Origin of the sequence: Cupriavidus sp. UGS-1 (assembly GCF_021213615.1) — a bacterium.
Classification (GTDB): Bacteria; Pseudomonadota; Gammaproteobacteria; order Burkholderiales; family Burkholderiaceae; genus Cupriavidus.
Genome location: NZ_JAJQJF010000005.1, coordinates 125,190 through 151,451, shown reverse-complemented (window position 1 = coordinate 151,451; position 26,262 = coordinate 125,190). Strand labels below are relative to the sequence as shown.

Sequence of the window (26,262 nt, the reverse complement as noted above, 5' to 3'; positions counted from 1 at the left end):
GCCTCTCCCGCTACCCGGAAGGCGGGCAACGGGAGCAAAAAATACCGTCGGTGTTCTCCCTCTCCCGCTTGCGGGAGAGGGCCGGGGAGAGGGCAAGCAGCGGCCCAACATCCCCTTACGCTTGCACTGCCACCACCGGCTCGCCCAGATTCAACATCAACCGATTCGCCCACGCAAAGATCGCAATGGCGTGAATGCCGTCGAGGATCTCGGCATCGCTCAATCCTGCTTCGCGCAGCGCCGCCAGCGACGCCGCGCCGATGCGGTCCGGGTGCTCGGTCAGCGCGACCGAGAAGCGCGCGATGGCCTGCTCACGCGCGGTGGTGCCGGCCGTGCGCGGATTGTCGAAGACCTGCGCGATCGCGTCGTTGCGCTTGGCCAGCTGTTCGAAGCGTTGCGCATGGACCGACGCGCAGTAGACGCAGCCATTGATGCACGACACCACGGTGCTCGCCAGTTCGCGCTCGGCGCGCGCCATGCCGCCGGGCGCGTACATGATCGCGTTGAAGGCCGCCGAACGCTGCCGCAGGATCTCCGGCTGGTGCACCAGGAACAGGTAGTAGTCCGAGACCTTGGCTTTCGGATGGCTTTCCTCGAGCACGGCGATCTGCTCGGGCGTCGCCCGGTCGACCGGCACCACGTCGAGCCATGCCTTCCAGTCCAGCACTTCATTGGTGAAGCCGTTGATGCGAATGATGTCGCCCGGCCTCGTGGTCGCCGCAGCGGCCGGCGCCAGGTCGCTCGGCAGCGCCTCGCCCTGCGACGCGCCGCTCAACGCGCGCAGACCGGCGACCAGCCGCGCCTGGTATGACAGGAAGGCGATCAGCTGCGCCAGCGTCACGACTTCGGGCGTTGACAGTCCGGCGGCCGGCAGGCTCAGCAGCGCGGCGCGGTCGCCTTCGACCGGTTTTTCGATCAGCTTGCGCGTGAAGGCCAGCATCGCGCACAGCCGCGCATCGGCGACGGCATCGAGACGCGCACCGTCGGCCGCCGCCACCGTCTCGGCATCGGCGCCGGCCGCGCGCAGCCGATCCAGATAGTGCGCGGTCAGTTCGGCCGACGGCGTCAGCCGCGACGCATACAGCGCGACCGCGAGGCGTTCGGTCAGCGACAGGCCGGGCAGGGCCGGATCGAACATCGTGTGATAGCTGCCCTCGGTCGCGACGGCGACCTTGTCGCGCTGATGACGCAGCACATGCGTGGCGCTGCCGGCGGCAAGGCCCGCGAGGCGGTCGATCAGGTCGAGTTCGGCGGTGGCGTTGGCTGGGGTGAACGAAGCAGTCATGGTGTCGGAAGGAAAAAGCCAGAAAAGTCAGCGGTCAGCGAAGGAGCAGGGTTCGGCGCTTGCCAGCGAATCCGTCGTCCCCGCGCACGCGGGGACCCAGTGACTTCCAAATACGCTGGGTTCCCGCCTTCGCGGGAACGACATCACGGCCGATCGTGTTCATTGCCCTTGAAGCGCAGGCGGCGGCGCCGGCGTCCATTCGTCGCCGTAGAGCTCCGGCTCGGCATAGGCCTGCAGCACGGCGAAATGGGTCTCGACGTCTTCCTGGTACAGCAGCGCGGCGATGCCCTGGCCCAGCCGGCGCGCGCCGTCGCTGATGGCCGGGATGTCGCCCGAAATCGTGCCGTGCGACAGCGCGGCCGGATAGCAGAAGCAGTGCACGCGCGACAGGCCGGGGCAGGCGCCGGGCGTCTTCTCCTGGAATTCGAATACCGGGCCCAGGTCGGGCGAATCGCGCAGTTCCGGGTCTTCCTGGCCGGCCGGCGGCTGGAAGCGGTCGCCCCACAGCCGGATCTGCGGTGCGATGACCGAGAACTCCGGACGCGCACCGAAATCGACGCGAAAGCCCGTCGACAGCAGCAGGAAGTCGAGCTCGAACACGCCCTTGGCGGTGTGCACGCGCAGCGTATCGCTGTCGCCCCCGCCGCCAACTCCGCCGCGGACTTCGACTCGCTCGATCGGGCAGCCGACATGGAAGCGCGCATTGTCGTGGCGCGACACGCGCAGCGTGCTGCCGCGCGGCGGCGGCACCTGTTCGCTGTTGATGTAATGGCGCAGCCGCCATTTCCACTGATCGGGCAGTCCGTAGTGGCCGTGCGTCAGCCCGGGGTTGCCCGAGCCCTTGCTCTTGTTGATGCGCGGAATCTCGGCGCGGCGGATCAGCAGGTCGACGCTGGCCGCGCCGGCCTCCAGCGCGGTCGCGGCACTGTCCATCGCCGATGCGCCGGCCCCAACCACGCCGACGCGCTTGCCGCGCAGCAGGCGGTAATCCATCGGATCGGACGAGTGCGCCCACAGATGGGCCGGCAGGTCCTGCGCGAAGGATGGCAGCAGCGGGCCGCCCAGGCCATCGCGCCCGGTGGCCAGCACCACGCGCCGCGCCATCACGCGCCGTGGGCCGGCGGGTGTGGTCATCCGCAGTTCGACCAGGCCGTCGGCGCGGGGCAGCACGGTATCGACGGTGTGTTCGTTGGCCACGTCCAGATCGAGCACCTGCCGATACCAGCGCAGATAGTCCATCCATTGCAGGCGCGGAATCTTGTCGAGCGCGTCCCATGCCGCCGTGCCGAATTGCGCCTCGAACCAGGCGCGGAACGTCAGCGCGGGCAGGCCGAGCGCCGGGCCGGTCAGCTGCTTGGGCGAGCGCAGGGTTTCCATGCGGGCGGTGGTGGCCCATGGCCCTTCGAAACCCGCCGGCGCACGGTCGAAAATCCGGGCAGCGATGCCCAGATGCTTCAGCGTCGCGCTGGCCGCGAGGCCGGCCATGCCGCCGCCGATGATGGCGACGTCGAGCACCGGCGCGCCGTCGAACTGGCGCGGCGGCACCCACGGCTTGGCGGGCAGGTCCAGCCAGGCGAGGTCCTGGCGCAGGCGGGCTTCCAGCGCGGGCAGGCCGGCCGGAGCGGAAGACAGTGTGGAATCGGTCGTGGACATCGAGAGCACTTCAGGCTGACATCAATCGTTCTGTCGGGATAGGGCGGGACGGGCCGGCCCGCGTGCGGTGCCGGCGTCGCTGTCCGCTTCGGATTGCGGCACCAGCGGCGGCACCGGCGGCGGCACCAGCGGCGCCAGCGGCATCACGCTGTCGCCCTCGCGCGCGTCTCGCCGAACGAAGCCCGGCAACAGCCGCGCCGCGGCAAGCGCCAATTGCTCGGTCAGGCTCTGCACCGCCGGCGTCGGCGGCCGTCCCTGCGGCGTGATCACGCAGAAATGGAAGGGGATCGGCACGTCGATCGGCCGCACCGCCACGCCATCGACCGGAAAGCCATAGGCCGTCACAGGCTCGAGCACGGCCAGCCCCAGCCCGGCGCGCACCAGCGCCAGCGCGTTCAGCGAGGTATTGGTATCGATCCGGCGCGGCACCGCGATGCCGGCGCTCTCCAGCGCCCGGTCCACCAGCTGGCGCAGCCGGTAGGGGTTCTGCATCGTCACCAGCGCGCGTTCGGCGCAGGCGGCCAGCGGCACGGTATCGGCGGCCGCAAGTGGATCGCCGGCGGCCAGCGCCGCCACGCATTGGACCTCGCCGATCCAGTGCACCGCCACGCCGCGATGCTCGAGCGGCAGGCTGGTGACGCCGACCTCGGCGGCGCCAGTCAGCACCGCGTGCACCACCTTTTCGGGCGAGGCGCTGTGCAGATGGATCTGCGCCGGCAGCGACGGATCGGCGGCCAGGGCGGCGGGTACCAGCCCGGCGGCCAGCGCCGGCGTTGCCACCACGTTGAGGGAGCGGCTGCCTTCGCGGCCGATCACCGCTGCGCTGGCACGGATCTGCTGCATGCCGAGCAGCACCGGCTCGACTTCCTCGTACAGCAGGAAGCCGCGCTCGGTCGGGCTGACGCGCGGTCCGCTGCGGGCGAACAGCGCGAAGCCAAGCTCGCTCTCCAGCTCCTGGATCGAACGCGTGATCGCGGGCTGCGAGCGGCCCAGCAGGCGGCCGGCGGCGGTGACGCTGCCGGTCGACATCACTGCGGCGAAGGCTTCGAGCTGACGGATTTCCATGGCGGGTGAGTATGCGTATATCGCATTCTTGCGCGCTTATGATGCCAAAGGCAAATACTATTTCGGCATACGCTTCTGCCAGCGGCGCGAGCGGCCGTCCTGCTGCGGGGGCGGCCGGGCGGTGGGTCGCTATCATGAGCCGATCGTTCGCGTGGAGAAATGCGATGAAGGAATCATGCGGCCGGCCTTTCGGTCCGCGATGGAGACCGCTGTCGAGCCTGCTGATGGCGCTGTCGGTCGCGGTGCTGCTCGGATGCGGCATGCCGCTTTCCGGCTGGGCGCAGGGCGATCCGCCCGCCGCCAACGCCCCGCTGAAGGTCGGCTCGAAGCGCTTTACCGAGTCCTACATCCTCGGCGAAATCCTGACCCAGAGCGCGGCGAGCGCCGGGCCCGCCCGCCATCTGGCGGGACTCGGCAATACCGCAATCGTGTTCGCCGCGCTGCGCGCCGGCAGCATCGACCTGTATCCGGACTACACCGGCACCGTCGCTGCCGAACTGCTGAAGCTGCCGGCCACCGCGACGCTGGCGCAGATCAACGCGGCCCTCGCGCCACTGGGGCTGGGCGCGGCGGTGCCCTTCGGTTTCCAGAACACCTATGCGATCGCCGTGCGCGGCGAGAGCGGCAAGGCTGCGCAAGCCGCCGCGGCGCCCGACAACCTGCGCACGCTGTCCGACCTGGCTCGCGCACCGGGGCTGCGGCTCGGCCTGTCGCACGAATTCCTCGGCCGCGCCGACGGCTGGCCCACGTTGGCCAGCCGCTATGGCCTGCCCCAGCAGCCGGTCGGGCTGGACCACGGCATTGCCTACGAAGCGCTGGTGGCCGGACAGGTCGACGCGATCGACATCTATTCGACCGACGCCAAGATCCGGGCCTATCGGCTGCGCGTGCTTGACGACGACCGCCAGGTGTTTCCGCGCTATGACGCGATCGTGCTGTATCGGCTCGATGTGCCGCAGCGCCATCCGGCCGCATGGCGTGCGATCGCCGAGCTCGAAGGCCGCATCGACGGCGAACGGATGATCGCGATGAACGCGCAGGCGGAGCTCGATGGGGCCAGCTTCGCGGCGGTGGCGCGGCGGTTTCTGGCGGGCGAGCGTGGGGCCGAGGAAAAGTCGGCGCAGATGTCCGGCGAGATCTCGGAGGGCAACGCGGCCGACAAGCGGGCAGGGCTGTTAGGCGCCTTGCTCGGCCCGGATACCTGGCGGCTGACCCGCCAGCATCTGGCGCTGGTAGCCGGCGCGGTCGGGGCCGCGGTGGTGGTCGGTGTGCCGCTGGGCGTCGTCGCGGCGCGCCGACGGCGGCTGGGGCAGGTCGTGCTGGCGATCGCCGGCATGTTGCAAACGATCCCGTCGCTCGCGCTGCTGGCCGGGCTGATTCCGCTGCTTGGCCGCATCGGCCTGTGGCCGGCGATGGTCGCGCTGTTTCTGTACGCCTTGCTGCCGATCGTGCGCAATACCTGCACCGGGCTGCAGCAGGTGCCGGCCGGCCTGTCGGACGCCGGCCGCGCGCTGGGGCTGACCGCCCGCCAGCGCCTGCGTCATGTCGAATTGCCGCTGGCGCTGCCGGTGATCCTGGCCGGCATCAAGACCGCGGTCGTGATCAGCGTCGGCACCGCCACCGTGGCCGCCTTCGTCGGTGCCGGCGGCTATGGCGAACGCATCGCCACCGGCCTTGCGCTCAACGATGACACGCTGCTGCTGGCCGGCGCGATACCGTCGGCGCTGCTCGCCCTGCTGGCGCAGGGCCTCTTCGAGGCCGCCGAGCGCTGGGTGCTGTTCCGCGGCCAGCGCGCGGCCAGGCACGATCAGAAGTGATGGCGCATGCCGACCATCACGCCGACGCGCGTGGTGCTGTCCACGTCGAGGGCCGGCGTGCCGGCCCAGTACTCGGTCTCGCGGCCGACCGCGCCACCGCGCGCCCGTGCGGCATCGGCCTCGACGTAGACGTGGGTGCGCTTCGATAGCGCATAGTCGGCCACCACCGCGATGCTGTCGGCATTGCCGCTGCCCAGCGGCACCGGCACGTCCTGGAACTGCGTGGCGACGTTGCCGTTCTGCCAGTAGCGGTAGTAGGCCCCGGACAGATGCAGCGCCGGCGTCAGCTGATAGCCCAGCCCCGCGAAGGCGATCGCATGGCGCGCATCGGTCGCCGATTCGCGGCGGCCCATATGGCCGAGGAACGCCTTGGCCTTGCCGAACGCATACGAGCCGCCGACCGTGTAGTTGCGCACGGTGCCGCTGCCATCGTCGTTCTTGCGCTGGTCGTAGGCGACGCCGAAGGCGACCGGCCCATGCTGGTACAGCGCGCCGCCGCCCAGCGTGGTGCCGCGGACCATGCTGCCGGGCTGCTCGCCGGCGCCGTAGTCGAGCTGCACGGTCAGCGGACCCATCGTGCGCTGGTAGACCACGCTGTTGTTGATGCGGTAGTCCTGGATAAAGATGTCGCCCCCCAGGTACAGCGGGTCCGACCAGAAGTTGCCCCAGCCCTGGTCGAGCGGATTGAAGGCCCAGCCGATATTGTTCAGTGCGTTGTACTGCCGCCCGAAGGTCAGGCTGCCCCAGTCGCCCTTCAGGCCGACATAGGCCTGCCGGCCGAAGAACGCGTTGTAGCCGAGGCGGCCGTCGTCGCTGCCGACGCCCGCTTCCAGCTGGAAGATCGCGTGATTGCCGCCGCCGAGGTCTTCGTCGCCTTTCAGGCCGAAGCGGCTGCCGACCATGCCGCCGGACACCAGCCCGACCTGATCGTTGTGATGGCCGTCGAGATTCGAGGTGTAGCGCACCGCCGAGCTGACGATGCCGTACAGCGTGACGCCGGGCTCGGCTTGCGCGGCGCCTGGGAGAGCGGCGACGGGCAATAGCCCGGCCGCCAGCAGCCAGGGGCTGGCTGTCTTCTTCATGGATTGTCCTCCGAGGTCGGACCCGTCCGGCGCACGGGGCGCCGGCGGACCCGTCAGGCCGATGGCCTGCGGTACCAGTCCCGCGCGGGCACGCGGGTCGTCATCGGGACGCGCGCGATGGCGCCTATCCCGGGCGAGGGTCGAAGTGAGCGACGTTGCCTTGCTGGCGGCGAATGCCGGCAGTGGAGCCGGGCAAGCCTGCGCGATGCCGGACAGTCCGGCGCCGCAGAGTTGGCCCGAAGGCCTGATGGTGGGTTCGCCGGCGCCCACCTCGCGCGTCGTTCCGGCTATCGCAGGGCGGACGGTGAAGGCATGTTCCGGGTCGTCCCCGGTACGGCGAACGGGCCGTAGTTTACCTGCTTTGCCGAGCGGGCCCGAAAAACGCGGTTTTGACCGCTCGATGACCCGCGCCATCGCCCGGCCGAAACTGGCTCGACGGAATACCCGGCAGGACGACTGAAATGTGATGTTTAAATAATTTTTCTAAAAATAGACAATATTTAATCGGTAAACAGGTGCGTTTAAACGCATAGGAGATCCGCGATGGCGTTGAGAAACGCCTTCCAGGACTTTGGTGGTACGGGTGCACTTCATCGCAATGCAGACGCGGCCGAAGAGTAGGGCTCGGATCCAGCTACCGCCTCTCGGTACCCTCATACGAAGAAAACTCAGTTTCCGCCATATCGTAGTCAAAGGATGGCGCGCAGGCCGTGGTGGAGCAAGCGAACTGCTCGATGAACCGGGATGTCATCGCGCCATCGCCGCGAAGCCTCGCTCGAGATCCGCAATCAGGTCGCGCGGATCCTCGAGGCCGATATGCAGCCGGACGATCGGCCCGCGCGCCGACCAGTCGTCGACGCTGCGAGCGCGCCCCAGGTCGGACAGCGTGGCCAGGCTCTCGTAGCCGCCCCAGGACGCGCCGATGCCGAACAGCGTCAGTGCGTCGATGAAGCGCTCGGCGGCCGCCAGCCCGTGCCCGCGCAGTTCGAAGGAAAGCAGGCCGTTGGTACCCGTGCAATCGCGCTGCCACAGCGCATGGCCTGGATCGGCGGGCAGTGCGGGGCAGAAGACCGTGGCGACCTCCGCGCGCTGCGTCAGCCAGTCGGCCACCGCTAGCGCATTGGCCTCGTGCATCGCCAGCCGCGGCGCCAGGCTGCGGATGCCGCGCAGCACCAGATAGGCGTCGTCGGGGCTGACCGCGATGCCGAAGCTGTCGGCCAGCGTGGACAGCGGCTGCCAGGCGTCCTTGGTGGTCGTCACCGTGCCCATCATCACGTCGGAATGGCCCGACAGGTATTTGGTCGCGGCCATGATGGAGACATCGGCGCCGAGCGCCAGCGGCCGGTATTGCAGGCCGGAGCCCCAGGTGTTGTCGGCCACCAGCAGCAGCCCGCGCCGGCGCGCCAGCGCCGACAGTTGGCGCAGGTCGCACATCTCGTAGACCAGCGAGCCCGGGCATTCGGCGTACAGCATGCGCGTGTTCGGTTCGATGCGGGCCTCGATATCGTGGCCGTCGGCGGCGTAGAAATCGACGCGGATGCCGTGGTCGCGCAGGAAGGTGTTGGCCAGATTGCGCACCGGTTCGTAGACGCAGTCGGCCATCAGCACATGGTCGCCCGGACGCAGATAGGCCAGCAGCGTCATGCCGATTGCCGCCAGCCCGGTTGGATACAGCCGCGTGCGGTAGCCGCCTTCGAGCGCGCAGACCGCGTCCTCGAGCGCGAAGCTGGTCGGCGTGCCGCGCGCGCCGTAGGTGAACAGGCGTTCCTCGCCGCGCCGGGCGCGCGCCTCGCGCTGCTGCGCGACGGTGTCGAACAGCACGGTACTGCTGCGCACCACCGGCGGATTGACCGGGCGGCCGCCTGGGTAGTCGAGCGCCTTGCCGGCGTGGATCAGCGTGGTCAGCGGCGAATGTCTGGTGGGATCGGGCATGGCGTCAGAGCGGCATCAAGGCGGCCATCACGGCGGAGCGGCGGCGCGGAATGGATGCGGAATGGTGTGAGACGGAAGCGGCGGAGGCGGGTGACCCAGGCGCGGTGCCGGCCGCGAACGGACCCGGCACCGCGCAACGGCGTCGGCATCGGCAATCAGTCGATCTTCGCGCCCGACAGCTTGACGATGCGCGACCACTTCGCGATATCGCTCTTGAGCTGCGCCGCGAAGGCCTCGGGCGTGCTGGCCACGACCTCGCTGCCGCCGTCGTGGATCAGCTTGACGACCTCGGGCGACTGCAGCACCTGCACGATCGAGGCGCGCAGGTAGGCGACGCGCTCGGGCGAGGTGCCGGCTGGCGCGAAGATGCCGTACCAGTCCTCGAAGCTGGCGTTCTTGTAGCCGAGCTCGTCGAGCGTCGGCACCTTGGCGAATACGCCGAGGCGCTTCGGGCTCGTCACCGCCAGCACACGCATCTTGCCGTTCTGCACGAAGCCCGCGACCGACGACGTCGACGTGATCAGCGTCGCCACCTGGCCGCCGAGCAGGTCGGTAATGGCCGGGCCTGCGCCCTTGTAGGGCACATGCGTCAGCGCAATCTTGTGGTCCTTGTCGAGGACGACGCCGACCAGATGCGACAGCGTGCCGTTGCCCGGCGTCGCATAGGTCAGCTTGCCCGGCTCGGCTTTGGCCTGCGTGACCAGGTCGGCAAAGGTCTTCAGCGGCGAATCGGCGGCAACGACGATGGCCAGTGGCGCGGCATTGAGTTGCGTGATCGGCGTGAAGCTCTTGACCGGATCGAAGCCGGCCGACGAGTACAGCGTCGGATTGACCGCCATCAGCGAGACCTGCGAAGTCAGCAGCGTATAGCCGTCGGGCTTGGTCTCGGCCACCAGCTTCGCGCCGATATTGCCGCCGGCACCGCCGCGGTTGTCGACGACCGCGGGCTGGCCGGTGACGGCGGCCAGCTTGTTGGTGACGATGCGCGTGATCGCATCGTTGCCGCCGCCGGCGGGGAAGGGCGACACAAAGCGGATCGGCTGGCTCGGATAGCCGCCGACCGGCGCCAGCGGCTGTGCGCTGGCGCTGGCGATCGGGGCCGCGGCCAGTTGCACCGCGGTCAGCAGGCTGAGCATCGACAGGGATATGGTTCTTTTCATGGGGACTCCTCCAGGCTGGGTGGGTACTACGGCAGGCGGTAGCTGCCCAGCTCCGCGTCGTCGAGCTGGGAGATCAGATTGGTTTCCCACGCCAGGTACTGGCGGGCGGCGGCCTTGTTGCCGTCGTGGCGGTCGTGCACGAAGAACAGGAAGTCGATGCAGTCGCGGTCGGCGGGCTCGTTCGGCGACGCGACCAGCGGCAGGCCCGCGGCCTTCCACGCCGCGATGCCGCGGTCGAGCACGCGCGCCAGCGCCCGTTGCGGCGCGGGCAATGACAGCGCGGCGGCCGCGGCGATTTCCGGCTGATCGGCGATCAGCACCAGCGGGCGCGCGTCGCCGGCCACGTCGTGGGCGAGGCGCGGGCGGATCGACCACCGCGCACCGGGGACATGCGCCTTGCGGTAATCCATGCTGGCGCGCAGATCGATCGCGACGACCTCGCCGCTGTCGAGCTCGCGCGCCAGACGTGCCGCATCGACGGCGGCCAGTGCCGGCAGTGCGGCCGCGGGAGCGGGCGGCAGCGCCAGGCCGCTGCGCAAGCCGTCCGCCAGCACATGGGCGTCGTGCCCCAGCTGGCGCAGCCAGCTCGCGACCACCGGCGCGCGCACGCCGTCGTCGTCGAACAGCACCAGCCGTGCGCCGCGCACGCCGACGTACTGATCGGTGGCCTGGATCAGCTGGCCGCCCGGCGTATGCTGCGCGCCGGGCAGCGTGCCGCGCGCGAATTCTTCCGGGGTGCGGACGTCGCACAGGAACAGCGTGCGGGCGGTGTCGCGGGCCCAGCCCTGTACCGTCGCGGCGCCGACCGTCTCGGCGCCGTGACGTTCGGCGAGCCGTGCCGCCGCGGCGCGCATCGGTTCCAGGTCACTGGCGCCGGTCTTCTCGGGATAGTGGCGATCGTTGCCGTGCTCGAGCTGGTAGTCGGCCAGATACCAGCCCTGCGTGCCGTTCTCCAGCGCGTAGACCGGATTGGGCACGCCCAGATTGATCAGCGTCTGCGCGCCGATGATGCTGCGCGTGCGTCCCGCGCAATTGATCACGATCGGCGTGTCGTCGTCCGGCACCAGGTCGCGCAGCCGGTAGGCCAGCTCGCCGTTGGGGCAGCAGATCGCGCCGGGAATATTCATCTTGCGGTATTCGGACAGCGGCCGGCCGTCGAGCACGACCAGCTTGTCGCCGCGCGCCTGCATCGCATGCAGCTGCTCGGCACCGATGCGCGGCGTATGCAGCTTGTGCTCGACCAGTTCGCCGAACGTCTTCGATGGCACGTTGACGCCGGCGAACAGCGCATAGCCGGCCGCTGCCCAGGCCGCGGTGCCGCCGCGCAACACGTGCACGTCGGTGTAGCCCGCGGCGAGCAGCGCGGCGGCGGCCGGCACGGCGACGCTCTCGTCATGGTCGTAGACCACCACGCGGACATCGCGGCGCGGCACCAGGCGGCCGATCTCGAGCTCGAGGCGGCTGTACGGCAGCGGCACCGCGAGGAACAGGTGCGATTCGCCGTACTGGCCGTGTTCGCGCACATCGAGCAGCGCGATCTCGGCGCCGTCATGCAGCCAGGACTTCAGGGTCGGGGCGTCTACGTATTGGGTCATTGCGGGGTCATTGCGGGGCATTGCGGGTTCATGGGCCAGCGGTTGCGACACTGGTGGCCGGCGGAATTCAGGCAAAACGCTCCCCTGGCCGAGGACAGCCATAGGTGGCAAGGGGAGGGGAATCGGTCGGAGGTGGCGGTCGTCGCGCGATGCGCTGGCGCGGATCGACGGGCCGCGCGGAAATCAGCGGCGCGTCTGCACGCCGACCGACATCACCTGGTAGCGGCCGGTCTCGAGGTCGAACGCGATGCGTTCTTTCAGCGTTTCCAGCGCGCGGCCATACATGTGCAGATGGCGGATGACCTGGTCGCCCTGGATCTCGACCGAGTGAATGTCGTCGGGCATCAGCGCGATGCCTTCGCCGGGGCCGACGCGCACGGTATCGCTCTGCTCGAGATGGCCGATGCCAGGCTGCGAACCGTCGTCGAGTCGGCGATAGACGTAGTTCTGCTCTTCGCCCTCGACTGCGGCGATGCAGGCCCAGGTGGTGTGGTTATGCGGCGGAATCCGCTTGCCCGGGCGCATCACGTTCAGATAGAGCGCATAGCGCTGGTCAGGGTCTTCGCTGATCAGATAGCGGGCCTGGCGCTCGCCGGCCTCGGGCGGCGCGAAATCGGCTTCGCTCCACCATTCGCGATGGGCCGCCAGGTCCTTGACCACGGCCAGCACCCGGTCCAGCGCCTCGCGCGTCAGCGCCTTGTTTTCAACAATATCCTTAATGCTTTGAATGGCGCCCTGGACGGCTGCGGTGCGGGCTTCGGCGCGGGCGGGAGCGAGGCTCATCGAAAACTCCTGAATTATGCGGATAGATGCGGATGGATACGGGTCTGGAGCCACACTGTACTGAACGCGATGGGGGCGAACAACTTAGAATATTGCGCAAACATATAAGTAAGTCTTATATATATACTTGGCCGTCGTCCCCGCGAAGGCGGGGACCCAGTGGCTTTGAAAGACGCTGGATTCCCGCCTTCGCGGGAATGACGCGATGGTCGTCGGCACATTGCCGACCACACCTTTCTATTCCCATGCGCCATCTCGATCTCGAACTGCTGCGGACGCTGGTCGCCATCGCCGAGCACACCACCTTTGCGGCCGCCGCCGACGCAACCCACAAGACCCAGTCCGCGGTAACCCAGCAGATGCAGCGGCTGGAGGAGCAGGTCGGGCTGCCGCTGTTCGACAAGCAGGGCCGCAGCAAGCGGCTGTCGCCGCATGGCCAGAAGCTGCTCGAATACGCGAAGCACATGCTCGCGATCCATGACGAGGCGCTGCGCGCGCTGCGCGAAGGCAATCTGGAAGGGGCGCTGCGCATCGGCGCGCCGCACGATATCGCCGACACGATGCTGCCGCCGCTGCTCGCGCATATCGCGCGCAGCTCGCCGAAGCTGCAGCTGGAAATCCACGTCGGGCGCAGCCCCTTCCTGATGGAGTCGCTGCGCCGGGGCGAGATCGACCTGACGCTGTCGACGCGCAGCGATCCGACGCTGGAGGGCGTGGTGCTGCGGACTTCGCCGACGGTGTGGATCTGCGCGGCCGACTACGTCCATGACATCTCGCGACCGGTGCCGCTGATCCTGGCCGACGAACCGAGCCTGTTCCGCCGCCTCGCGCTGGAGGCGCTGGAATTGGCGCAGGTGCCGTGGCGGCCGGGCTATCTGGCGCCGAACCTGATCGGCATCAAGGCCGCGATCCGCGCCGGACTGGGCGTGACCGCGCGCAGCATCGAACTGCTCGGACCGGACATGCGCGTGCTGGGCGAGAACGACGGCATGCCGCGCCTGCCCGATGTCGCGTATTACCTGTGGATGCGTCCCGACGTGATCAATCCGGCCACGCGGCAGGTCTACGAGATGCTCAAGTCCACGCTGGGGCTGAACGCAACCGCGGCTGGATCCTTGCCGGCCTGATTCCTTCACGCGTTTCCTTCGCACCCATCCAGCTCACGCTTGCGCCGGGCCTTGGTGGCCCGCAGCAGCGGGCAACACAGCCGATACCGCTGGTTTCGGCCGGCCGCTTGCATGGCTGCCGCCCTTCGCATAGACTAACCAAAACGTTTTGGTTCAGCAGTTTTCTAACATTCAGCGGCGAAATACGCACAGACGGGCGCATAGACGCATGGACACACCGGCGCGGCTCACCGATCGCGCCACCGACGCATTCACCAATAGACGCCGCTGTCATCCAAGGAGGAGACCCCCATGTCCCAACCCGCAATCGCGGCCGTCGACGAGGTATTGCCATGGCGGCGGCTGTTCGCCTTCGGCATGCAGCATGTGCTGGTGATGGCCGCCTCGCCGATCGCCTCGGTATTCCTGATGAGCAAGGCGCTCAATTTCCCGCCCGCGCTGGCGATGCAGCTGCTCAGCGCGACCTTCGTGATCTGCGGCCTCGGCACCTTGCTGCAGTCGTTCGGCCCCACGGGCATCGGCGCGCGGCTGCCCTTCATCATGCTGCCGGGCGGGGCGCCGATCGTGCTGTTCATCCTGATCGCGCAGCAGACCGATGTGCAGACCGCCGCCGGCGCGGTGATCCTGACCGGCGTGTTCTATTTCCTCGTGCTGCCGGTGTTTCGCCGCTGCCTGCGCTATTTCCCCGCGGCGGTGGTCGGCACCATGCTGTTGCTGGTGGCGATCAACCTGGCGCAGGTATCGGGCAAGCTGATCGCGGGGCAGCCGGGCACGCCCGGCTTCGGCGCGCCGGTCAACCTGCTGCTGGCATTCGCGACGATCGCCTTCACCGTGCTGTTCTCGCGCGTGCTGACCGGCATGCTGGGACAACTGGCGATCCTGCTGGGCCTGCTCGGCGGGGCGCTGGTGGCGGTGGGAATCGGCGCCTTCCATGGCGAGCACCTGTCGCTGTGGCCCGTGCTGGCGCTGCCGTCGGCCTTGCCGTTCGGCATGCCGAGGTTCGACCTGATCGCGGCGATACCGCTGATGGTGTTCTCCATCGTGTCGATGGTCGAGGCCACCGGCCAGACCATTGCGATCGGCGATGCGGTCGGCAAGCCGATCGACGAGCAGCGCGACGTGCCCCGCACGATTCGCGGCGACGCCTTGACCTCGCTGCTTGGCGGGCTGTTCGGGACCTCGCTGATCATCACCAGCGGCGAGAACATCGGCATCGTGCGGGCGACTGGCGTGCGCTCGCGCTTCGTCACCGCGGTCTCGGGCGGCATCCTGGTGGTGTTCGGCCTGCTGGCGCCGGTGTCGTCGCTGATCGCCGCGATTCCCGAGGCCGTGGTCGGCGGCACCGGGCTGATCGTGTTCTGCATCGTCGGCACCATGGGCATCGACATGCTGCGCAAGGTGGACCTGCGCGACCACGCCAACATGTACATCGTCGCGGTGGCGCTCGCGGTCGGGCTGCTGCCGATCCTGGTGCCGGGCATCTATGCCAGCGTGCCGGCCAACATCCGCATCCTGGTCGGCAACGGCGTGGCGATGGGCGCGATTACCGCGGCGCTGATGAACTTCCTGTTCTTCCATACCGGGCTGCGGCGCGGTGTGGGCAAGGTGCCGGTCGCGCATTGAGTTCGCGCTTGATCGTCGCGTCGGTTTTCTCCGCTCTGCCGCTTGCGGGAGAGAAGGGCTCACCAGGTTTTTTCCCCTCTCCCGCAAGCGGGAGAGGGAGCAATGCACCCAACCTCGCGGCATGGACAAGGTGCCGGTCGCGTATTGAGTTCGCGTTTGATCGTCGCGTCGGTTTTCTCCCCTCTCCCGCTTGCGGGAGAGGAGTGGGGGAGAGGGAAAGGGCGCTCGTCATGGCTGACGCGGCTGGTTGGACCACCGCCGGCTTCCCTCTCCCCAACCCTCTCCCGCAAGCGGGAGAGGGAGCGATTCACCCAGGCGCATGCCGCTGCATGCATGCGCCGCAACCCGTAGAACGTATGTCGCCTTTTCCTTCCGCTTTGCCCGATCCCAATTCCAATCCCGAGCACGCCGCACTGCGTCCCGCGTCTTTCGACCGCCCGCAGATCCTGCTCCCCGAATGGACCCTGCTGCGCGACGGCATCGTGCGTGACCACGCGATCGTGGTGCAGCATGGCCGCTTCGCCGCGGTCGGCCCGGCCGTGCAGATCGCCGCGCAATTCCCGCATCTGCCGACGCTGGCGCTGCCGCGCATGCTGCTGATGCCCGGGATGATCGACACCCATCATCATCTGACGCAATCGTTTGGCAAGTCACTGGTGTTCGGCGAGCCGTCGGAGATCTTCCGGCGCGTGTGGGTACCGCTGGAGGGCAGCCTGACCGAGACGCATCTGTACCTGTCGTCGAAGCTCGCCGCACTCGAGGCGCTGCGCGGCGGCTTCACCACGGTGTGCGATGCCGGTACCCGTGCCGATGCCGGGCTGGAGGCGATCGCGCAGGCCGTCGGCGAGGCCGGCTTGCGCTGCGTGCTGGGCCTGATCTGCAACGATCGCCCCCGCGGGCAGACTCTTGACGCCGCGCCGATCCTGCGCCGGGCCGAGCGCCATCTGGCGATGTACGACGATCACCCGCTTGTGGTACCGTCGCTGGCGATCTCGATTCCCGAGGTGGCCAGCGATGCGATGCTGCATGACGTCTATCGGCTGTGCGAGGAAGCGGGCCGCGTCTTCCAGACGCACGCCAACGAACACCTGGTCGCCGTGGAGCGCTCGCTCAATGCGCGCCGCCAGCGGCCGATCGAACATCTGGAAGCGGTCGGCGCACTGGGCCCCGCCGCGCTGCTGGCGCACGCGACGCTGGTGACCCCGCACGAAATCCGCCTGCTGGCCGAGCGGGGCGCGGCGGTCGCCTACAACCCCGTCGCCAGCGCCTGGAAGGGCAATGCGGTGGCCCCTGCGGAAACCATGGCGACCTTCGGCGTACGCCTGGGCCTGGGCACCGACGGCACCCGCAGCGACGGCTTCCGACTGCTCGACTATGCCGAGGCCGCGCAGCGCTTTGCCTTCGGCATCGGCGTCGGCGATTCGTCCTGCGGCGCGGGCTGGCGCTGGCTCGACATGGCGACGCACGATGGCGCCGATGCGGCGGGCCTGGGCAAGGTCACCGGCGAGATCGCGGCCGGCAAGCAGGCGGACTTCCTGCTGGTCGACTGCGATGTGCCGGAGCTGACGCCGTCGTGGGACCTGAGCTGGGAACTGGTGCGGTTGGCCAATCGCGACCAGATCCGCGGCGTCTTCGTCGACGGGCGGCTGCGCCTGTGGGACGGCTGGCCGCTGGACTGGGACGCGCGTGCGCTGATGGCGGAGATCCGCCAGATGGCCGAGCAGACCATAGCCAACGCGCCGATCACCAAGCTGCACGATCCGGCGGACGTCCATCGCGCCGCCTGCGCGGCTTGGCTGCGGACCGCAAAGGGCGGGGCGCAGGCATGATGCTCGATACGACGATGCTGAGCGTCTGGCTCGCCGTGTTCGCCGGCGCGCTGATCCAGGGCACCACCGGCATGGGCTTTGCGCTGATCGTGGTGCCGGTGCTGGCGCTGGCCGCGCCCGCGATGTTGCCCGGTTCGCTGCTGATCGCGATGCTGCCGCTGAACGCCTATGTGGCCTGGCGCGAGCGGCATGCGATCGATCTGCGCGGCGCCGGCTGGATCAGCGCCGGGCGGCTCGCCGGTACCTTCGGTGGCCTGTGGGTGCTGGTGGCGGTGCCGATGGCCTGGCTCAATGCGCTGGTCGGCGGCAGCACCATCCTGGCCGCGCTGGTGTCGCTGATCGCACCGGCTTTCACGCCGGGCAGGATGACGTTCGCCTCGACCGGCCTGATCACCGGCGTGACAGAGACCGCCACCGGCGTCGGCGGGCCGCCGCTCGCGCTGGCCTACCAGCACGCGCCGGTGGCCACGCTGCGCGCCACCGTTGCGCTGTGCTTCCTGGTGGGCGAGGTCATCTCGCTGATCGTACTGGCGGTAAGCGAGCGCCTCGGCGCGCCGCAGTGGCACTACGCGCTCGGCATGCTGCCGGTGCTCGGCGCCGGCATGCTGGCCAGCCATCTGGTGCACCGGCGCATCAACCAGCGCATGCTGCGTATCGGCGTGCTGGTGTTCGCGCTGGTATCGGGACTGGTGGTGCTGGTGCGCGGCTGACGCCGCCTAGGCTGCCGATGTCGCCGACGTCGCGGGGGGAGTGGATGTCGCCGACGCAGCCGACGACTCGCGCGGCACCAGCTCGGGCAGCGGCGCCGCGACGGAAGCGCGTTCGTGCCGGCCCGAGACATGTTCGAACAGCAGTTCGACGGCCTGCGACGCGACCCGTTCCAGATGCAGATTGACCGCCGTGATCGGCGGCTGATGGCTGCGGGCGCGAATGCCGTCGTAGCGGGTCACCACCATCAGGTCCTGGGGCACGCGCCTGCCGAGCGCTTGCGCATGCGCGATCGCGCCGACCGCGAACGCATCGACCGGCGCGCACAGCGCATCGATGTCCGGCTGCTCGCGCAGCAGCGCCGCGCAAGCGGCCGCGCCGCCCGCTTCGCCTTCGCTCTCCTGTGCGGTGACGATATGGCAGGGCAGGCCGGCCTCGGCGACGAAGGCGCGATAGGCGCGCTCGGTCTCGACATAGGATTGGCGCGGCGTGGCGCCGATCAGCAGGCCGATGCGGCGCCGGCCCTGCGCGTGCAGATGCTCGAGCAGCAGCCGCGCGGTGTATTCCGATTGCAGATCGACGAAGGGCACCGGATCGTCGGTGCCGGGCTCCCGGCCGATCGACACGATGCTGACGCCGCGCTGGCGCAGCAGCGCGATATGCGCGTCGTTGGCGACCGGCTCGATCACGATGGCGCCATCGATGTCCAGGCTGTCCAGCAGGCCGCCCGCACCCTCCAGCGGCGGCACCAGCACCACGCCGATGCCGCGGCCCAGCGCCGCTTCGGCGGCGATTGCCGCCACTTCCATCATGAAGCCCAGCCGCGAGGTGCCGCCCGCCACCGCGAACGGCATCGACGACACCAGCGCGATGCTGTTGGCGCGTCCCGAACGCAGCCGCTGCGCGCGGACACTGGGCCGATAACCGAGCTGCTGGGCAACCTGCTTGACCCGCGCCCGCGTGGCCGGATCGACGACGCCGCGATCGTTCAGCGCATGCGATACCGTCGTTAGCGAGACGCCGGCCTCCCGGGCCACGTCATGGATGGTGATGCGTCGGGGCGGGACGGATGCGCTCGGCCTCGGGTCTTTCATGCGATGTGGGTAACGGAGCAGGGTGATGGAGCAGGTGATGGAGCAGGGTGATGCGCGAGCGCGGCACGACAGGCGCCGTGGCAAGCATACACCAGCGATCGCGCCGCTCCGTCATGCCACGCACATCGTCAGGCGGTCACCGCAACCACATGCGCCGATATCCGGCCCTCGATCGGTCCCTCGCCGAACTGGCTGCGCAGCGCGGCCTCGCAATAGTCGGTGGCGCGCTGCATCGCATCGCCGCCGCGCGCCTCGAGCTCGGCGCGCATCGGCGTGGCCTGGCAGAAGCCGACCGCCGGCACGCGCGCCGAATCCGCATGGCTGCGCCTGGCTACCGTGTCGAAATCGGGCGCCGTGGCGAAACCGCCGGCGCGCAGGTCGCCTTCGATCCTGTCCCGCTGGTGGTAACCATGCGGGGTGCGGGCCATGAAGTCGGGCGGGGAGTCCGGAAAGCATTCGGCCAGCGCGCGCGACACCGCGTGCGCAAACTCGTTCTCCTCGATGCGATCCCAGACGTTGAACAGCAAGGTGCCGCCGGGCTGCAGTACCCGGCGCGCCTCGGCGAAGGCCCTTGCCTTGTCCGGAAAGAACATCACGCCGAACTGGCACACCACCAGATCGAAGCTGCCGTCGTCGAACGGCAATTGCATCGCATCGGCCTGGCGCCATTCGGCCACGCGGCCGCTGAGGCCGATCGCCTCCGCACGCGCCAGCATCGGCGCATTCAGGTCGGTGACGACGAGCTGCGCTTCGTCGGGCAGCACCTTCGCCATCGCGCGCGTGACAGCCCCGGTGCCGGCGGCGATCTCGAGCACGCGGGCAGGGCGCCGCGCGCCGACACGGCCAGCGATGTCGTCGGCATAGGGCCGAAAGATCATCGGCACCAGGTATTGCTCGTACAGCTCGGGAATCGGGCCCGTGAACAGCTTGTCGGTGTTCGGTGTGGTCATGGTGAGTCTCCTGGCAGGCTGCGGAGCAGGGCGCTCGCCGCTTGTTTGGCCTGCCAGTTCATCGTAGACGGCGGTGGCCCGCACGGCGACGCGAGTTCGCTGCGGCCCGACGCGTTGCGGACGCTAACCGTTCGGCTGCCCAACGCCGGCGCGAAGGAACCGCGTACTTGTGCTTTTGCGTTTGCCTTGTACGTAATTGGGCGGCATGCAGGACGGACCACTTCGCCGGTATCACTGAGACACCTACGATCCGCGCATCGCCGTTCCGTGTAGTCGGTCGGCGATCGGCGCCCCGCGCCTCCCACCATTTCCGAATCACCAGATGACAGGAGTCCGATCATGCAAACAAACCGTACCCCGTTGCTTCCGACCCATCTCGCAATCGACATGGCGGCGCTCGATGTCAATCGCACCTGGGAGGATGGTTACGGGCTGCTGCAAGAATCCCGCATTCGTGTCGACGCCGATGCCCGCCAGCAAGGCCTCTGTAGCCGCGTCTGGTCCGATTACCCGAAGGTGGCAGCCGGGGCGGTTGCCGGTGTCGCGTTCGGCCTGGTAGCAGGGGCGAGCGGTGCCACCTTCGCCGCCACCCATGACTGGGCCGCCGCCGCCGCGGTGTTCGGGCTGGGCAATGTGCTGATGGGCTGCGTCGCGGGATGCCTGCTGAACCTGGCGGAGCGGCCAATCCGATGATCCACCGGCCGCCACGACGAAGCCGCACTGGTCATCAAGCGGCCGTCGGGTGATATCCGGGCTCGGCCACGGCAAAGGCCGTGCCGCGATGCGCCAGCGGCGGATAGATCCACTGCTGGTTGATCTGCCGCTTCAGCGCCTTCGCTGCCGCACCGGACAGCCGGACCTCGCGCTGCCAGCCCTCGGTCAGCACCGCGCCCCACGGGCCGAGGTCCAGGCACGTGACATAGCGCGGCTGCGCATACGGCGTCGCCGGCACGCCGAGCAGATCGGCCATCGCGTTGTTGCCGGCGACGCGCCCCAGCGGCATCGCATGCTGGCAGGACATCAGCGTGCGGTGGCCCGCCTCGTCGGTCTGCGCGCTGGCCGCATCGCCGGCGGCGAACACGCTTGGCGCGCCAGGCACCCGCAGATCGCCGTCGACCAGCAGCCGTCCGGCGCGATCGCGTTCGCCCGGGATCTGCTGCGTCAAGGGCGTTGCGCGGACACCGCCGGTCCAGATGACGGTGGCGGCATCGATGCGCTTGCCATCGCTGAGCGTGATGCCCTGCGCATCGACCGCCGTCACCGCGACGCCCAGGCGCCGTTGCACACCGAGTGAGTCCAGTGCCTGTTCGATGACAGGCCGCGGCCCCGGCCCCAGATCGGGGCCGATCGCGTCCGCCTGCTCGACCACGATCGCCTGCACGTCGCGGTCTTCGCCGAGCGCGACGCGCAGGCGCGCCGGCATTTCGGCGGCGGTCTCGATGCCGGTGAAACCGCCGCCGGCCACCACGACCGTATTGCGCGCGACCGACCACGGCCGCTCGGCCAGCGCATGCAGATGCCGATCGAGCGCGATCGCGTCTTCGCGCTGATCGACGCTGAACGCGAAGCGGTCCAGGCCCGGCAGCGCCGGCATCGCCAAACGGCTGCCCGCGGCAAGCACCATCCGGTCGTAGCCGATCTCGCTGTGCCGGCCCTCGCCGTCGCGCAGCACGATGCGGCCGGCCGCGGCGTCGACGGCTTCGACCCAGCCCGCGACGAAGCGTACGCCGACGGTGTCGAACAGCGCATCGAGCGGCGCCGCCATGGTGGCCGGCGCGCGTTCATAGAGACGTGGCCGCAGCGTGATGGCTGCTTCGGGTGCCACCACGACGATCTCGATCGCGTCCGGCGCCACGCCGTGGCGATCGCGCAGTCTGGCGGCGGCCAGCGCCGCATACATGCCGGCAAAACCGGCCCCGACGATAACGACTTGCTTGCTCATGACACCCCACGATTGAAAACGGCGGAGATCCGCCTGGATCGATACGTGGGGATGGTAGGGGTGGCGGGGTGGGCCGGAACAGTACCAAGATCCGAGCAAATGCAGGCACCATCGAATGCAGGCTCCATCGCGGCTCGGCACACGATAGCGCCCCGGCAAGGGTCAGCGCATCTCCGCCAGCAATGCCATCAACGTGTCGCAAGCCGGTCCCAGCCGCGCGTCGCTCAGATTGGTGACGCCGAGCAGCAAGCCGCGCTGCCGCGGGTCCTGCTGCGGATCGGCATACCAGCGCGATACCGCGGAGGGTGCGATGCCGCGGCGCACCGCTTCGGCCGCGATCGCGCGATCGTCGCTGCCGGGTGGCAGCCGAAGGTGAACCGCCAGCCCGGCCATCGCATCGACGTCCGCCTGCGGCCCCAGGCGCGCGCGCAGCGCGTCGCGCCGCTGCGCATACAGTGCCTTCATATGCCGCAGATGGCGCAGATAGTGGCCCTGGGCCATGAACTCGGCAAACGCGAGTTGTGTCGCCAGGTTCGGCGCGGGAGCCAGGCAGCCGGCCACCTCGGCGAAGCGTTCGGCCAGCGGCAGTGGCGCCACCACGAAGCCCAGTCCCAACGCAGGGCTCATCGTCTTGCTGAACGTGCCGATATGGATCACACGGCCGTGCCGATCGGCGGCCGCCAACGCCGGTGCGGCGCGGCCCTGCAGCTGCAGTTCGCTCAGATAGTCGTCCTCGACGATCCACGCCCGCGTGCGGGCGGCCCAGCGCAGCAGCGCCTGACGCCGTGCCGGCGACATCGCCACGCCCATCGGCGCCTGCTGCCCGGGCGTGACCACGGCGAGCACCGCCTCCGGGGCCAGCGCAAGGCCGCGTTCGACGTCGAGTCCGTGCGCGTCCACCGGTATCGGCACCGGGCGCAGCCCCGCCAGTTGCAGGCCGGTCCGCGTGACCATATAGCCCGGCTCTTCCATCCATGCGGCGCGGCCGGCCAGTTGCAGTACCGCCAGCGTCAGGCCCAGTCCGCCGCGATAGCCGGCCGTCAGCACGATCTGATCCGGCGCGCAATGGATGCCGCGCGCGATCGCCAGATAGCCGGCCAGTTGCGCCCGCAGCATCGCCGCGCCACGCGGATCGGGATAAGTAACCGGGGACATCGCGCCGGTGCGCAGCGCCCGTGCCCGCAGCCGGGACCACAGCTTGGCGGGAAACGCGTCCTGCGCCGGCACGCCCATTTCGAACGGCAGCGGCGGCGCAGAGAAGTCGTGGAGGATGCCGCTCAGCGGTGCGTTGAACGCCGGAATCGGCTCGGCGGCGGGTTCGGGTCGCTCCGGCTGTGCGGCCACGCGGGTACCGGCTGCTCCCGCCGTGACGATCAACCGCTCGTCGAGCAGCCGATCATAGGCGCTACGCACGGTGCCGCGGCCCACACCAAGCCGGGCTGCGAGGTCGCGCCACGATGGCAGCCGCGCACGGGGCGCCAGCCGCCCCTCGTGGATTGCTACACGCAGATTGCTGGCGATCTGCGCGCTCAGGGGTTCCGATGACGATCGGTCGAGGCTGACGTCGAGGCTGGGATCCATGCGGGGAAAACGATCGGCGGTGCAGGGGCCGCTGTGCGAAATCAGGCGGCGGGATGCGGTGGCCTGGGACAGGCATTCCACGCCGCGGCCATTGTAGTGCGACATGGAGCGCGGCCGTATTTTGGCCTAGAGTGGCGACATTGGCCGCGGCCAGCGCAGCGTTCGCGCGGCGCCGCCTGCCGCCGCTTGCCGTTCGCCGTTCGGAGGACATCGCCATGGATCGCGCGTTATTGCGCCGGCCCTCGCGCCTGTTGCCGCCTTCGCATCCATTGCCGCCGCGGCAGCGGCCCAATCCGCGCCGGCGACGGCTGCTGGCCATCGCCGGTGGCGCGATGCTGGTGCCTGCCGCATGGCCCGGACTGGCGTCGGCCCAATTGCCATCGCCATCGCCATCGCCATCGCCATCGCCACAGCAGTCGGTGCCCAGGCCCTCGGGCAGCAAGCCGATGCAGATCGGCGTGATCGGCAGTGGCCGCATCGGCGGCACGGTCGGGGCGCTGTGGGTCAAGGCCGGCTATCCGGTCCTGTTCTCGTCGCGGCATCCGGAACAGCTGAAGCCGCTGGTCGACGGGCTTGGACCGCTTGCCCGGGCCGGCACCGTGGCCGAGGCGGTCGCTTTCGGCGACGTGCTGTTCATCGCCGTGCCCTACGGTGCGCTGCCCGAGATCGGCAAGGAGCATGGCCGCGGAATGGCCGGCAAGGTGGTGCTCGACGCCACCAACGCCTATCGCCATCGCGATGGCGCCGCCGGCGAGGACGCCCTGGCCAACGGGATCGGCCTCACTACGGCGAAGTACCTGTCCGGCGCGCGCATCGTGCGGGCCTTCAATTTCACCAGCGCCAGCGATTTCGCGACCCGGCACCACCAGGAACCGCGGATCGCGATCCCGATCGCCGGCGACGATCGGGCCGCGCTGGACACCGCTTCGGAACTGGTGCGCGCCGCCGGCTTCGAGCCGGTGGTCATCGGTCCGCTGAAGATTGCCGACAGCTTCGCGCCCGGCGGACCGCTGTTCCGCCAGGTCGGCGGCGCCGAGGAGCTGCGGCAGAAGGCGAGGGCGGCAGTGCCGGCGCAGCCGCCAGGGCGCTAGCGGCCGGCGATCAAAGCGGATGCAGGGGTGCCAGTGAACGCGCCGGCGGACTCATCAGATTGCGCACGGTAACCTTGGCCAGCAGGTTGGTCCGCGCTGCATCGCTCAATTGACCGCTGTGGATCAGCGCCATTGCCTTGTCCTGGACACCGGCGGGCGGCTGCGGCCACGCCAGCCATTCGGCCAGCCATGCAGCCTGCAGATCCGCCGGCATGGCGGGCAGCCCGGATTCGATGGCGGAGATCGACGAAGGGGAAGCGCCCGGACGCAGCGCGAGGCGCGCGGCTTGCTCCTGCAGCTGCGAGCACGCGGCCATCGTGCCGGTCAGCGCCGCGGCCGCCTGCGGACTCCCTGCGTCGGCGAGGAGCCTGGCCAGATACGCCCTCGGCGTTTCCCACGGGGCGGCGCCGCGCCCCTGATTGGCCAGCCCGGCGGACTGCTCGACATCGCGCACCAGGCAATTGCTCAGGCGGGCACCGCGGTTCTGTAGCAGCGCGCCGAGCAGTTCGCGGAGATGAGCGCCAGGATGCGGCTGTCCACTGTGCTCGAGCGCCTCGAATACCGTGCTCAGTACAGGACTGTCATCGCGCGATTCGAGCGCGACCCGCGCGTCGTCGGCACCAAGGGCCAATAGGGGCGGTAGGGGCAGTTCGCCTGCTGCGGCGAGATCGACGTCGGACTGAAGCGGTAATGGCTCGGAAATGGATTGCTGGGGCGCGGCAGCGCCCGTGGAGGTGGTGTACATGATGGAAGAAGGGGGTAGGCGTTGGGCGGAAGACCGTGGCGTGCCGGCTGGCTTGCTGATCCGCCGCCACCGCGGTCAATTTGATGTTCGCGACGCGAACCGCGCGATTGTCGCGAGCGCTGCCGCAGCGCGCTTCCGATTTGCGCCGACGACCGCAGGAACCGCGCTTCGTCGCACCACGCCCGACTTGCGAGCGCTCCCCAACGCCCCTGCTCAGTCCACCGCAGCGCCCGACCGCTCGACGATCTGCTTCCATTGCGCGAATTCCTTCTGCTGCCGCGCCGCGAGCTGCTCGGGGCCGTCGCGCAGCACGGTCACGCCCAACTGCTGAAAGCGCTGCTGCAGCGCCGGCGATGCGAGCGCGGTCTTGATCGCGTCATGCAGCCGGTCGACCACGGGCTGCGGCGTTCCGCGCGGCGCGTAGAAGGCAACCCACAGGTCGCCGCTGAACCCGGGAATCTGTTCGGCGATTGCCGGCACGTCGGGCAGCAGCGGGGCGCGCGTCGCGCTGCTGACGCCGATGGCGCGCAGCTTGCCAGCCTTTACCGCTTCCACCGCGGACGGCAGGCTGGCAAACAGCATCGGCACCTGGTTGCCCAGCACATCCGTCATCGCCGGGGCGACACCCTTGTACGGGATGTGCTGCATCTTGAGGCCGCCTTTCTCGTTCATCATCTCGCCCAGCAGATGATTCAGCGTGCCGCTGCCGGCGGAGGCATAGCGGTACTTGTCGGGATTCGCCTTCACCTCGGCCAGGAAGCCCTTCAGGTCCTTGGCGGGAAACGACGGATGCACGCACAGCACGTTGGGCACGATCCCGACCGCCGCGATCGGCACGAAGTCCTTGATCGGATCGAAGCCGGGCTTCTTGTAGACCCACGGCACGATCAGCTGATTGCTGTTGGCGGTGAACAGCAGGTTGTAGCCGTCCGCCGCTTCCCGCCTGGCGGCTTGCGTACCCACTACGCCACCGGCACCCGCCTTGTTGTTGACCACGACGGGCTGACCCAGCGTGCCGCCGAGCTGCTCCGCCATGATGCGGGCGACGATATCGACCGTGCCGCCCGGTGCGGTCGGCACGGTGATGGCGATGGGGCGCTCCGGGTAGGCAGCCTGTGCGACAGGCGCCGCAGCGGTCAGCGCCGCAGCTGCCAGCAGCGCGGCACGGCCGGCGAATTTGCGGATGGCGAGGTTCATGGT

Annotated in this window: 21 protein-coding genes; 7 read left to right on the top strand and 14 right to left on the bottom strand. The window is 69.2% G+C overall.

The window, feature by feature from the left end; translation table 11 throughout:
- Positions 1–115 precede the first annotated feature (115 nt).
- From LRR16_RS09200 to LRR16_RS09190, 3 genes are all read right to left on the bottom strand, one after another.
- Complete coding sequence (locus LRR16_RS09200) at positions 116–1,285, bottom strand: peroxidase-related enzyme (protein WP_232205668.1); 1,170 nt, start codon at positions 1,283–1,285, stop codon at positions 116–118.
- A gap of 159 nt (positions 1,286–1,444) precedes the next feature.
- Positions 1,445–2,938 carry a SidA/IucD/PvdA family monooxygenase gene (locus LRR16_RS09195; RefSeq protein ID WP_006579957.1) on the bottom strand — a complete coding sequence of 498 codons (1,494 nt, stop codon included), beginning with the start codon at positions 2,936–2,938 and terminating at the stop codon, positions 1,445–1,447.
- A 21-nt stretch (positions 2,939–2,959) separates the two neighbouring features.
- Positions 2,960–4,003, bottom strand: coding sequence for a LysR family transcriptional regulator (locus LRR16_RS09190; RefSeq protein WP_232205667.1), 1,044 nt, complete (start codon positions 4,001–4,003; stop codon positions 2,960–2,962).
- Between the two features lie 260 nt (positions 4,004–4,263).
- Here LRR16_RS09190 and LRR16_RS09185 point away from each other — a divergent pair, with 260 nt between their 5' ends.
- Positions 4,264–5,820: a glycine betaine ABC transporter substrate-binding protein gene (locus tag LRR16_RS09185; protein WP_232205770.1), complete on the top strand. Its 1,557-nt coding sequence runs from the start codon at positions 4,264–4,266 to the stop codon at positions 5,818–5,820.
- Here the strand turns inward: LRR16_RS09185 and LRR16_RS09180 are convergent.
- From LRR16_RS09180 to LRR16_RS09160, 5 genes are all read right to left on the bottom strand, one after another.
- Positions 5,811–6,902 (bottom strand): porin, encoded by a 1,092-nt coding sequence (locus LRR16_RS09180; protein WP_232205666.1) that lies wholly within the window; start codon positions 6,900–6,902, stop codon positions 5,811–5,813. The two genes, LRR16_RS09185 and LRR16_RS09180, sit on opposite strands and share 10 nt — an antisense overlap.
- A 747-nt stretch (positions 6,903–7,649) precedes the next feature.
- A complete protein-coding gene (metC, locus tag LRR16_RS09175; RefSeq protein WP_232205665.1) occupies positions 7,650–8,834 on the bottom strand; it encodes a cystathionine beta-lyase in 1,185 nt (394 codons plus the stop codon).
- Between the two features lie 155 nt (positions 8,835–8,989).
- Positions 8,990–9,970, bottom strand: coding sequence for a tripartite tricarboxylate transporter substrate binding protein (locus LRR16_RS09170; RefSeq protein ID WP_232205769.1), 981 nt, complete (start codon positions 9,968–9,970; stop codon positions 8,990–8,992).
- Positions 9,971–10,020: 50 nt separating this feature from the next.
- A complete protein-coding gene (locus LRR16_RS09165) occupies positions 10,021–11,589 on the bottom strand; it encodes a rhodanese-like domain-containing protein (RefSeq protein ID WP_232205664.1) in 1,569 nt (522 codons plus the stop codon).
- A gap of 183 nt (positions 11,590–11,772) precedes the next feature.
- Positions 11,773–12,372, bottom strand: a complete 600-nt coding sequence (locus LRR16_RS09160; RefSeq protein ID WP_006579455.1) for a cysteine dioxygenase family protein — start codon at positions 12,370–12,372, stop codon at positions 11,773–11,775.
- A 245-nt stretch (positions 12,373–12,617) separates the two neighbouring features.
- On the opposite strand from LRR16_RS09160, the gene LRR16_RS09155 reads away from it, so the two are divergent.
- From LRR16_RS09155 to LRR16_RS09140, 4 genes are all read left to right on the top strand, one after another.
- Positions 12,618–13,499 carry a LysR substrate-binding domain-containing protein gene (locus LRR16_RS09155; RefSeq protein WP_006579456.1) on the top strand — a complete coding sequence of 294 codons (882 nt, stop codon included), beginning with the start codon at positions 12,618–12,620 and terminating at the stop codon, positions 13,497–13,499.
- A 291-nt stretch (positions 13,500–13,790) separates the two neighbouring features.
- On the top strand, positions 13,791–15,122 hold the full coding sequence (locus LRR16_RS09150) for a uracil-xanthine permease family protein (RefSeq protein WP_232205663.1): 1,332 nt from the start codon (positions 13,791–13,793) through the stop codon (positions 15,120–15,122).
- A 356-nt stretch (positions 15,123–15,478) separates the two neighbouring features.
- Positions 15,479–16,951 (top strand): amidohydrolase family protein, encoded by a 1,473-nt coding sequence (locus tag LRR16_RS09145; RefSeq protein WP_232205662.1) that lies wholly within the window; start codon positions 15,479–15,481, stop codon positions 16,949–16,951.
- Complete coding sequence (locus LRR16_RS09140) at positions 16,951–17,661, top strand: TSUP family transporter (RefSeq protein WP_006578529.1); 711 nt, start codon at positions 16,951–16,953, stop codon at positions 17,659–17,661. The genes LRR16_RS09145 and LRR16_RS09140 overlap by 1 nt, the downstream gene beginning before the upstream one ends.
- A gap of 6 nt (positions 17,662–17,667) precedes the next feature.
- On the opposite strand, the gene LRR16_RS09135 is transcribed toward LRR16_RS09140, so the two are convergent.
- Positions 17,668–18,696 carry a substrate-binding domain-containing protein gene (locus tag LRR16_RS09135; protein WP_231906261.1) on the bottom strand — a complete coding sequence of 343 codons (1,029 nt, stop codon included), beginning with the start codon at positions 18,694–18,696 and terminating at the stop codon, positions 17,668–17,670.
- A gap of 185 nt (positions 18,697–18,881) precedes the next feature.
- On the bottom strand, positions 18,882–19,703 hold the full coding sequence (locus LRR16_RS09130) for a methyltransferase domain-containing protein (RefSeq protein WP_232205661.1): 822 nt from the start codon (positions 19,701–19,703) through the stop codon (positions 18,882–18,884).
- Positions 19,704–20,042: 339 nt separating this feature from the next.
- Between LRR16_RS09130 and LRR16_RS09125 the strand changes: the two genes are divergently transcribed.
- Complete coding sequence (locus LRR16_RS09125) at positions 20,043–20,396, top strand: hypothetical protein (RefSeq protein WP_232205660.1); 354 nt, start codon at positions 20,043–20,045, stop codon at positions 20,394–20,396.
- Between the two features lie 34 nt (positions 20,397–20,430).
- Here the strand turns inward: LRR16_RS09125 and LRR16_RS09120 are convergent, their stop codons facing one another.
- On the bottom strand, positions 20,431–21,645 hold the full coding sequence (locus tag LRR16_RS09120) for an NAD(P)/FAD-dependent oxidoreductase (RefSeq protein WP_232205659.1): 1,215 nt from the start codon (positions 21,643–21,645) through the stop codon (positions 20,431–20,433).
- A gap of 162 nt (positions 21,646–21,807) precedes the next feature.
- Entirely contained in the window at positions 21,808–23,331 is a 1,524-nt protein-coding gene (locus LRR16_RS09115; RefSeq protein ID WP_370646776.1) for a PLP-dependent aminotransferase family protein, read from the bottom strand.
- Between the two features lie 227 nt (positions 23,332–23,558).
- Between LRR16_RS09115 and LRR16_RS09110 the strand changes: the two genes are divergently transcribed.
- Positions 23,559–24,317, top strand: a complete 759-nt coding sequence (locus LRR16_RS09110) for an NADPH-dependent F420 reductase (protein ID WP_370646780.1) — start codon at positions 23,559–23,561, stop codon at positions 24,315–24,317.
- 10 nt (positions 24,318–24,327) lie between these two features.
- Here the strand turns inward: LRR16_RS09110 and LRR16_RS09105 are convergent, their stop codons facing one another.
- Together LRR16_RS09105 and LRR16_RS09100 are read right to left on the bottom strand one after the other, a co-directional pair.
- Positions 24,328–25,062 carry a hypothetical protein gene (locus LRR16_RS09105; RefSeq protein WP_156526398.1) on the bottom strand — a complete coding sequence of 245 codons (735 nt, stop codon included), beginning with the start codon at positions 25,060–25,062 and terminating at the stop codon, positions 24,328–24,330.
- A 213-nt stretch (positions 25,063–25,275) separates the two neighbouring features.
- Positions 25,276–26,259, bottom strand: coding sequence for a tripartite tricarboxylate transporter substrate binding protein (locus LRR16_RS09100; RefSeq protein WP_064573548.1), 984 nt, complete (start codon positions 26,257–26,259; stop codon positions 25,276–25,278).
- Positions 26,260–26,262: the final 3 nt, after the last annotated feature.

What these genes read in the sequence shown, in the direction of transcription:
- LRR16_RS09105 (WP_156526398.1), bottom strand. Translation starts at nt 25,062, where the DNA reads ATGTACACCACCTCCACGGGCGCTGCCGCGCCCCAGCAATCCATTTCC.
- LRR16_RS09190 (WP_232205667.1), bottom strand. Translation starts at nt 4,003, where the DNA reads ATGGAAATCCGTCAGCTCGAAGCCTTCGCCGCAGTGATGTCGACCGGC.
- LRR16_RS09120 (WP_232205659.1), bottom strand. Translation starts at nt 21,645, where the DNA reads ATGAGCAAGCAAGTCGTTATCGTCGGGGCCGGTTTTGCCGGCATGTAT.
- LRR16_RS09145 (WP_232205662.1), top strand. Translation starts at nt 15,479, where the DNA reads ATGTCGCCTTTTCCTTCCGCTTTGCCCGATCCCAATTCCAATCCCGAG.
- LRR16_RS09110 (WP_370646780.1), top strand. Translation starts at nt 23,559, where the DNA reads ATGCTGGTGCCTGCCGCATGGCCCGGACTGGCGTCGGCCCAATTGCCA.
- LRR16_RS09140 (WP_006578529.1), top strand. Translation starts at nt 16,951, where the DNA reads ATGCTCGATACGACGATGCTGAGCGTCTGGCTCGCCGTGTTCGCCGGC.
- LRR16_RS09170 (WP_232205769.1), bottom strand. Translation starts at nt 9,970, where the DNA reads ATGCTCAGCCTGCTGACCGCGGTGCAACTGGCCGCGGCCCCGATCGCC.
- LRR16_RS09200 (WP_232205668.1), bottom strand. Translation starts at nt 1,285, where the DNA reads ATGACTGCTTCGTTCACCCCAGCCAACGCCACCGCCGAACTCGACCTG.
- LRR16_RS09100 (WP_064573548.1), bottom strand. Translation starts at nt 26,259, where the DNA reads ATGAACCTCGCCATCCGCAAATTCGCCGGCCGTGCCGCGCTGCTGGCA.
- metC (WP_232205665.1), bottom strand. Translation starts at nt 8,834, where the DNA reads ATGCCCGATCCCACCAGACATTCGCCGCTGACCACGCTGATCCACGCC.
- LRR16_RS09115 (WP_370646776.1), bottom strand. Translation starts at nt 23,331, where the DNA reads ATGTCGCACTACAATGGCCGCGGCGTGGAATGCCTGTCCCAGGCCACC.
- LRR16_RS09160 (WP_006579455.1), bottom strand. Translation starts at nt 12,372, where the DNA reads ATGAGCCTCGCTCCCGCCCGCGCCGAAGCCCGCACCGCAGCCGTCCAG.
- LRR16_RS09185 (WP_232205770.1), top strand. Translation starts at nt 4,264, where the DNA reads ATGCCGCTTTCCGGCTGGGCGCAGGGCGATCCGCCCGCCGCCAACGCC.
- LRR16_RS09195 (WP_006579957.1), bottom strand. Translation starts at nt 2,938, where the DNA reads ATGTCCACGACCGATTCCACACTGTCTTCCGCTCCGGCCGGCCTGCCC.
- LRR16_RS09165 (WP_232205664.1), bottom strand. Translation starts at nt 11,589, where the DNA reads ATGACCCAATACGTAGACGCCCCGACCCTGAAGTCCTGGCTGCATGAC.
- LRR16_RS09155 (WP_006579456.1), top strand. Translation starts at nt 12,618, where the DNA reads ATGCGCCATCTCGATCTCGAACTGCTGCGGACGCTGGTCGCCATCGCC.
- LRR16_RS09125 (WP_232205660.1), top strand. Translation starts at nt 20,043, where the DNA reads ATGCAAACAAACCGTACCCCGTTGCTTCCGACCCATCTCGCAATCGAC.
- LRR16_RS09130 (WP_232205661.1), bottom strand. Translation starts at nt 19,703, where the DNA reads ATGACCACACCGAACACCGACAAGCTGTTCACGGGCCCGATTCCCGAG.
- LRR16_RS09150 (WP_232205663.1), top strand. Translation starts at nt 13,791, where the DNA reads ATGTCCCAACCCGCAATCGCGGCCGTCGACGAGGTATTGCCATGGCGG.
- LRR16_RS09180 (WP_232205666.1), bottom strand. Translation starts at nt 6,902, where the DNA reads ATGAAGAAGACAGCCAGCCCCTGGCTGCTGGCGGCCGGGCTATTGCCC.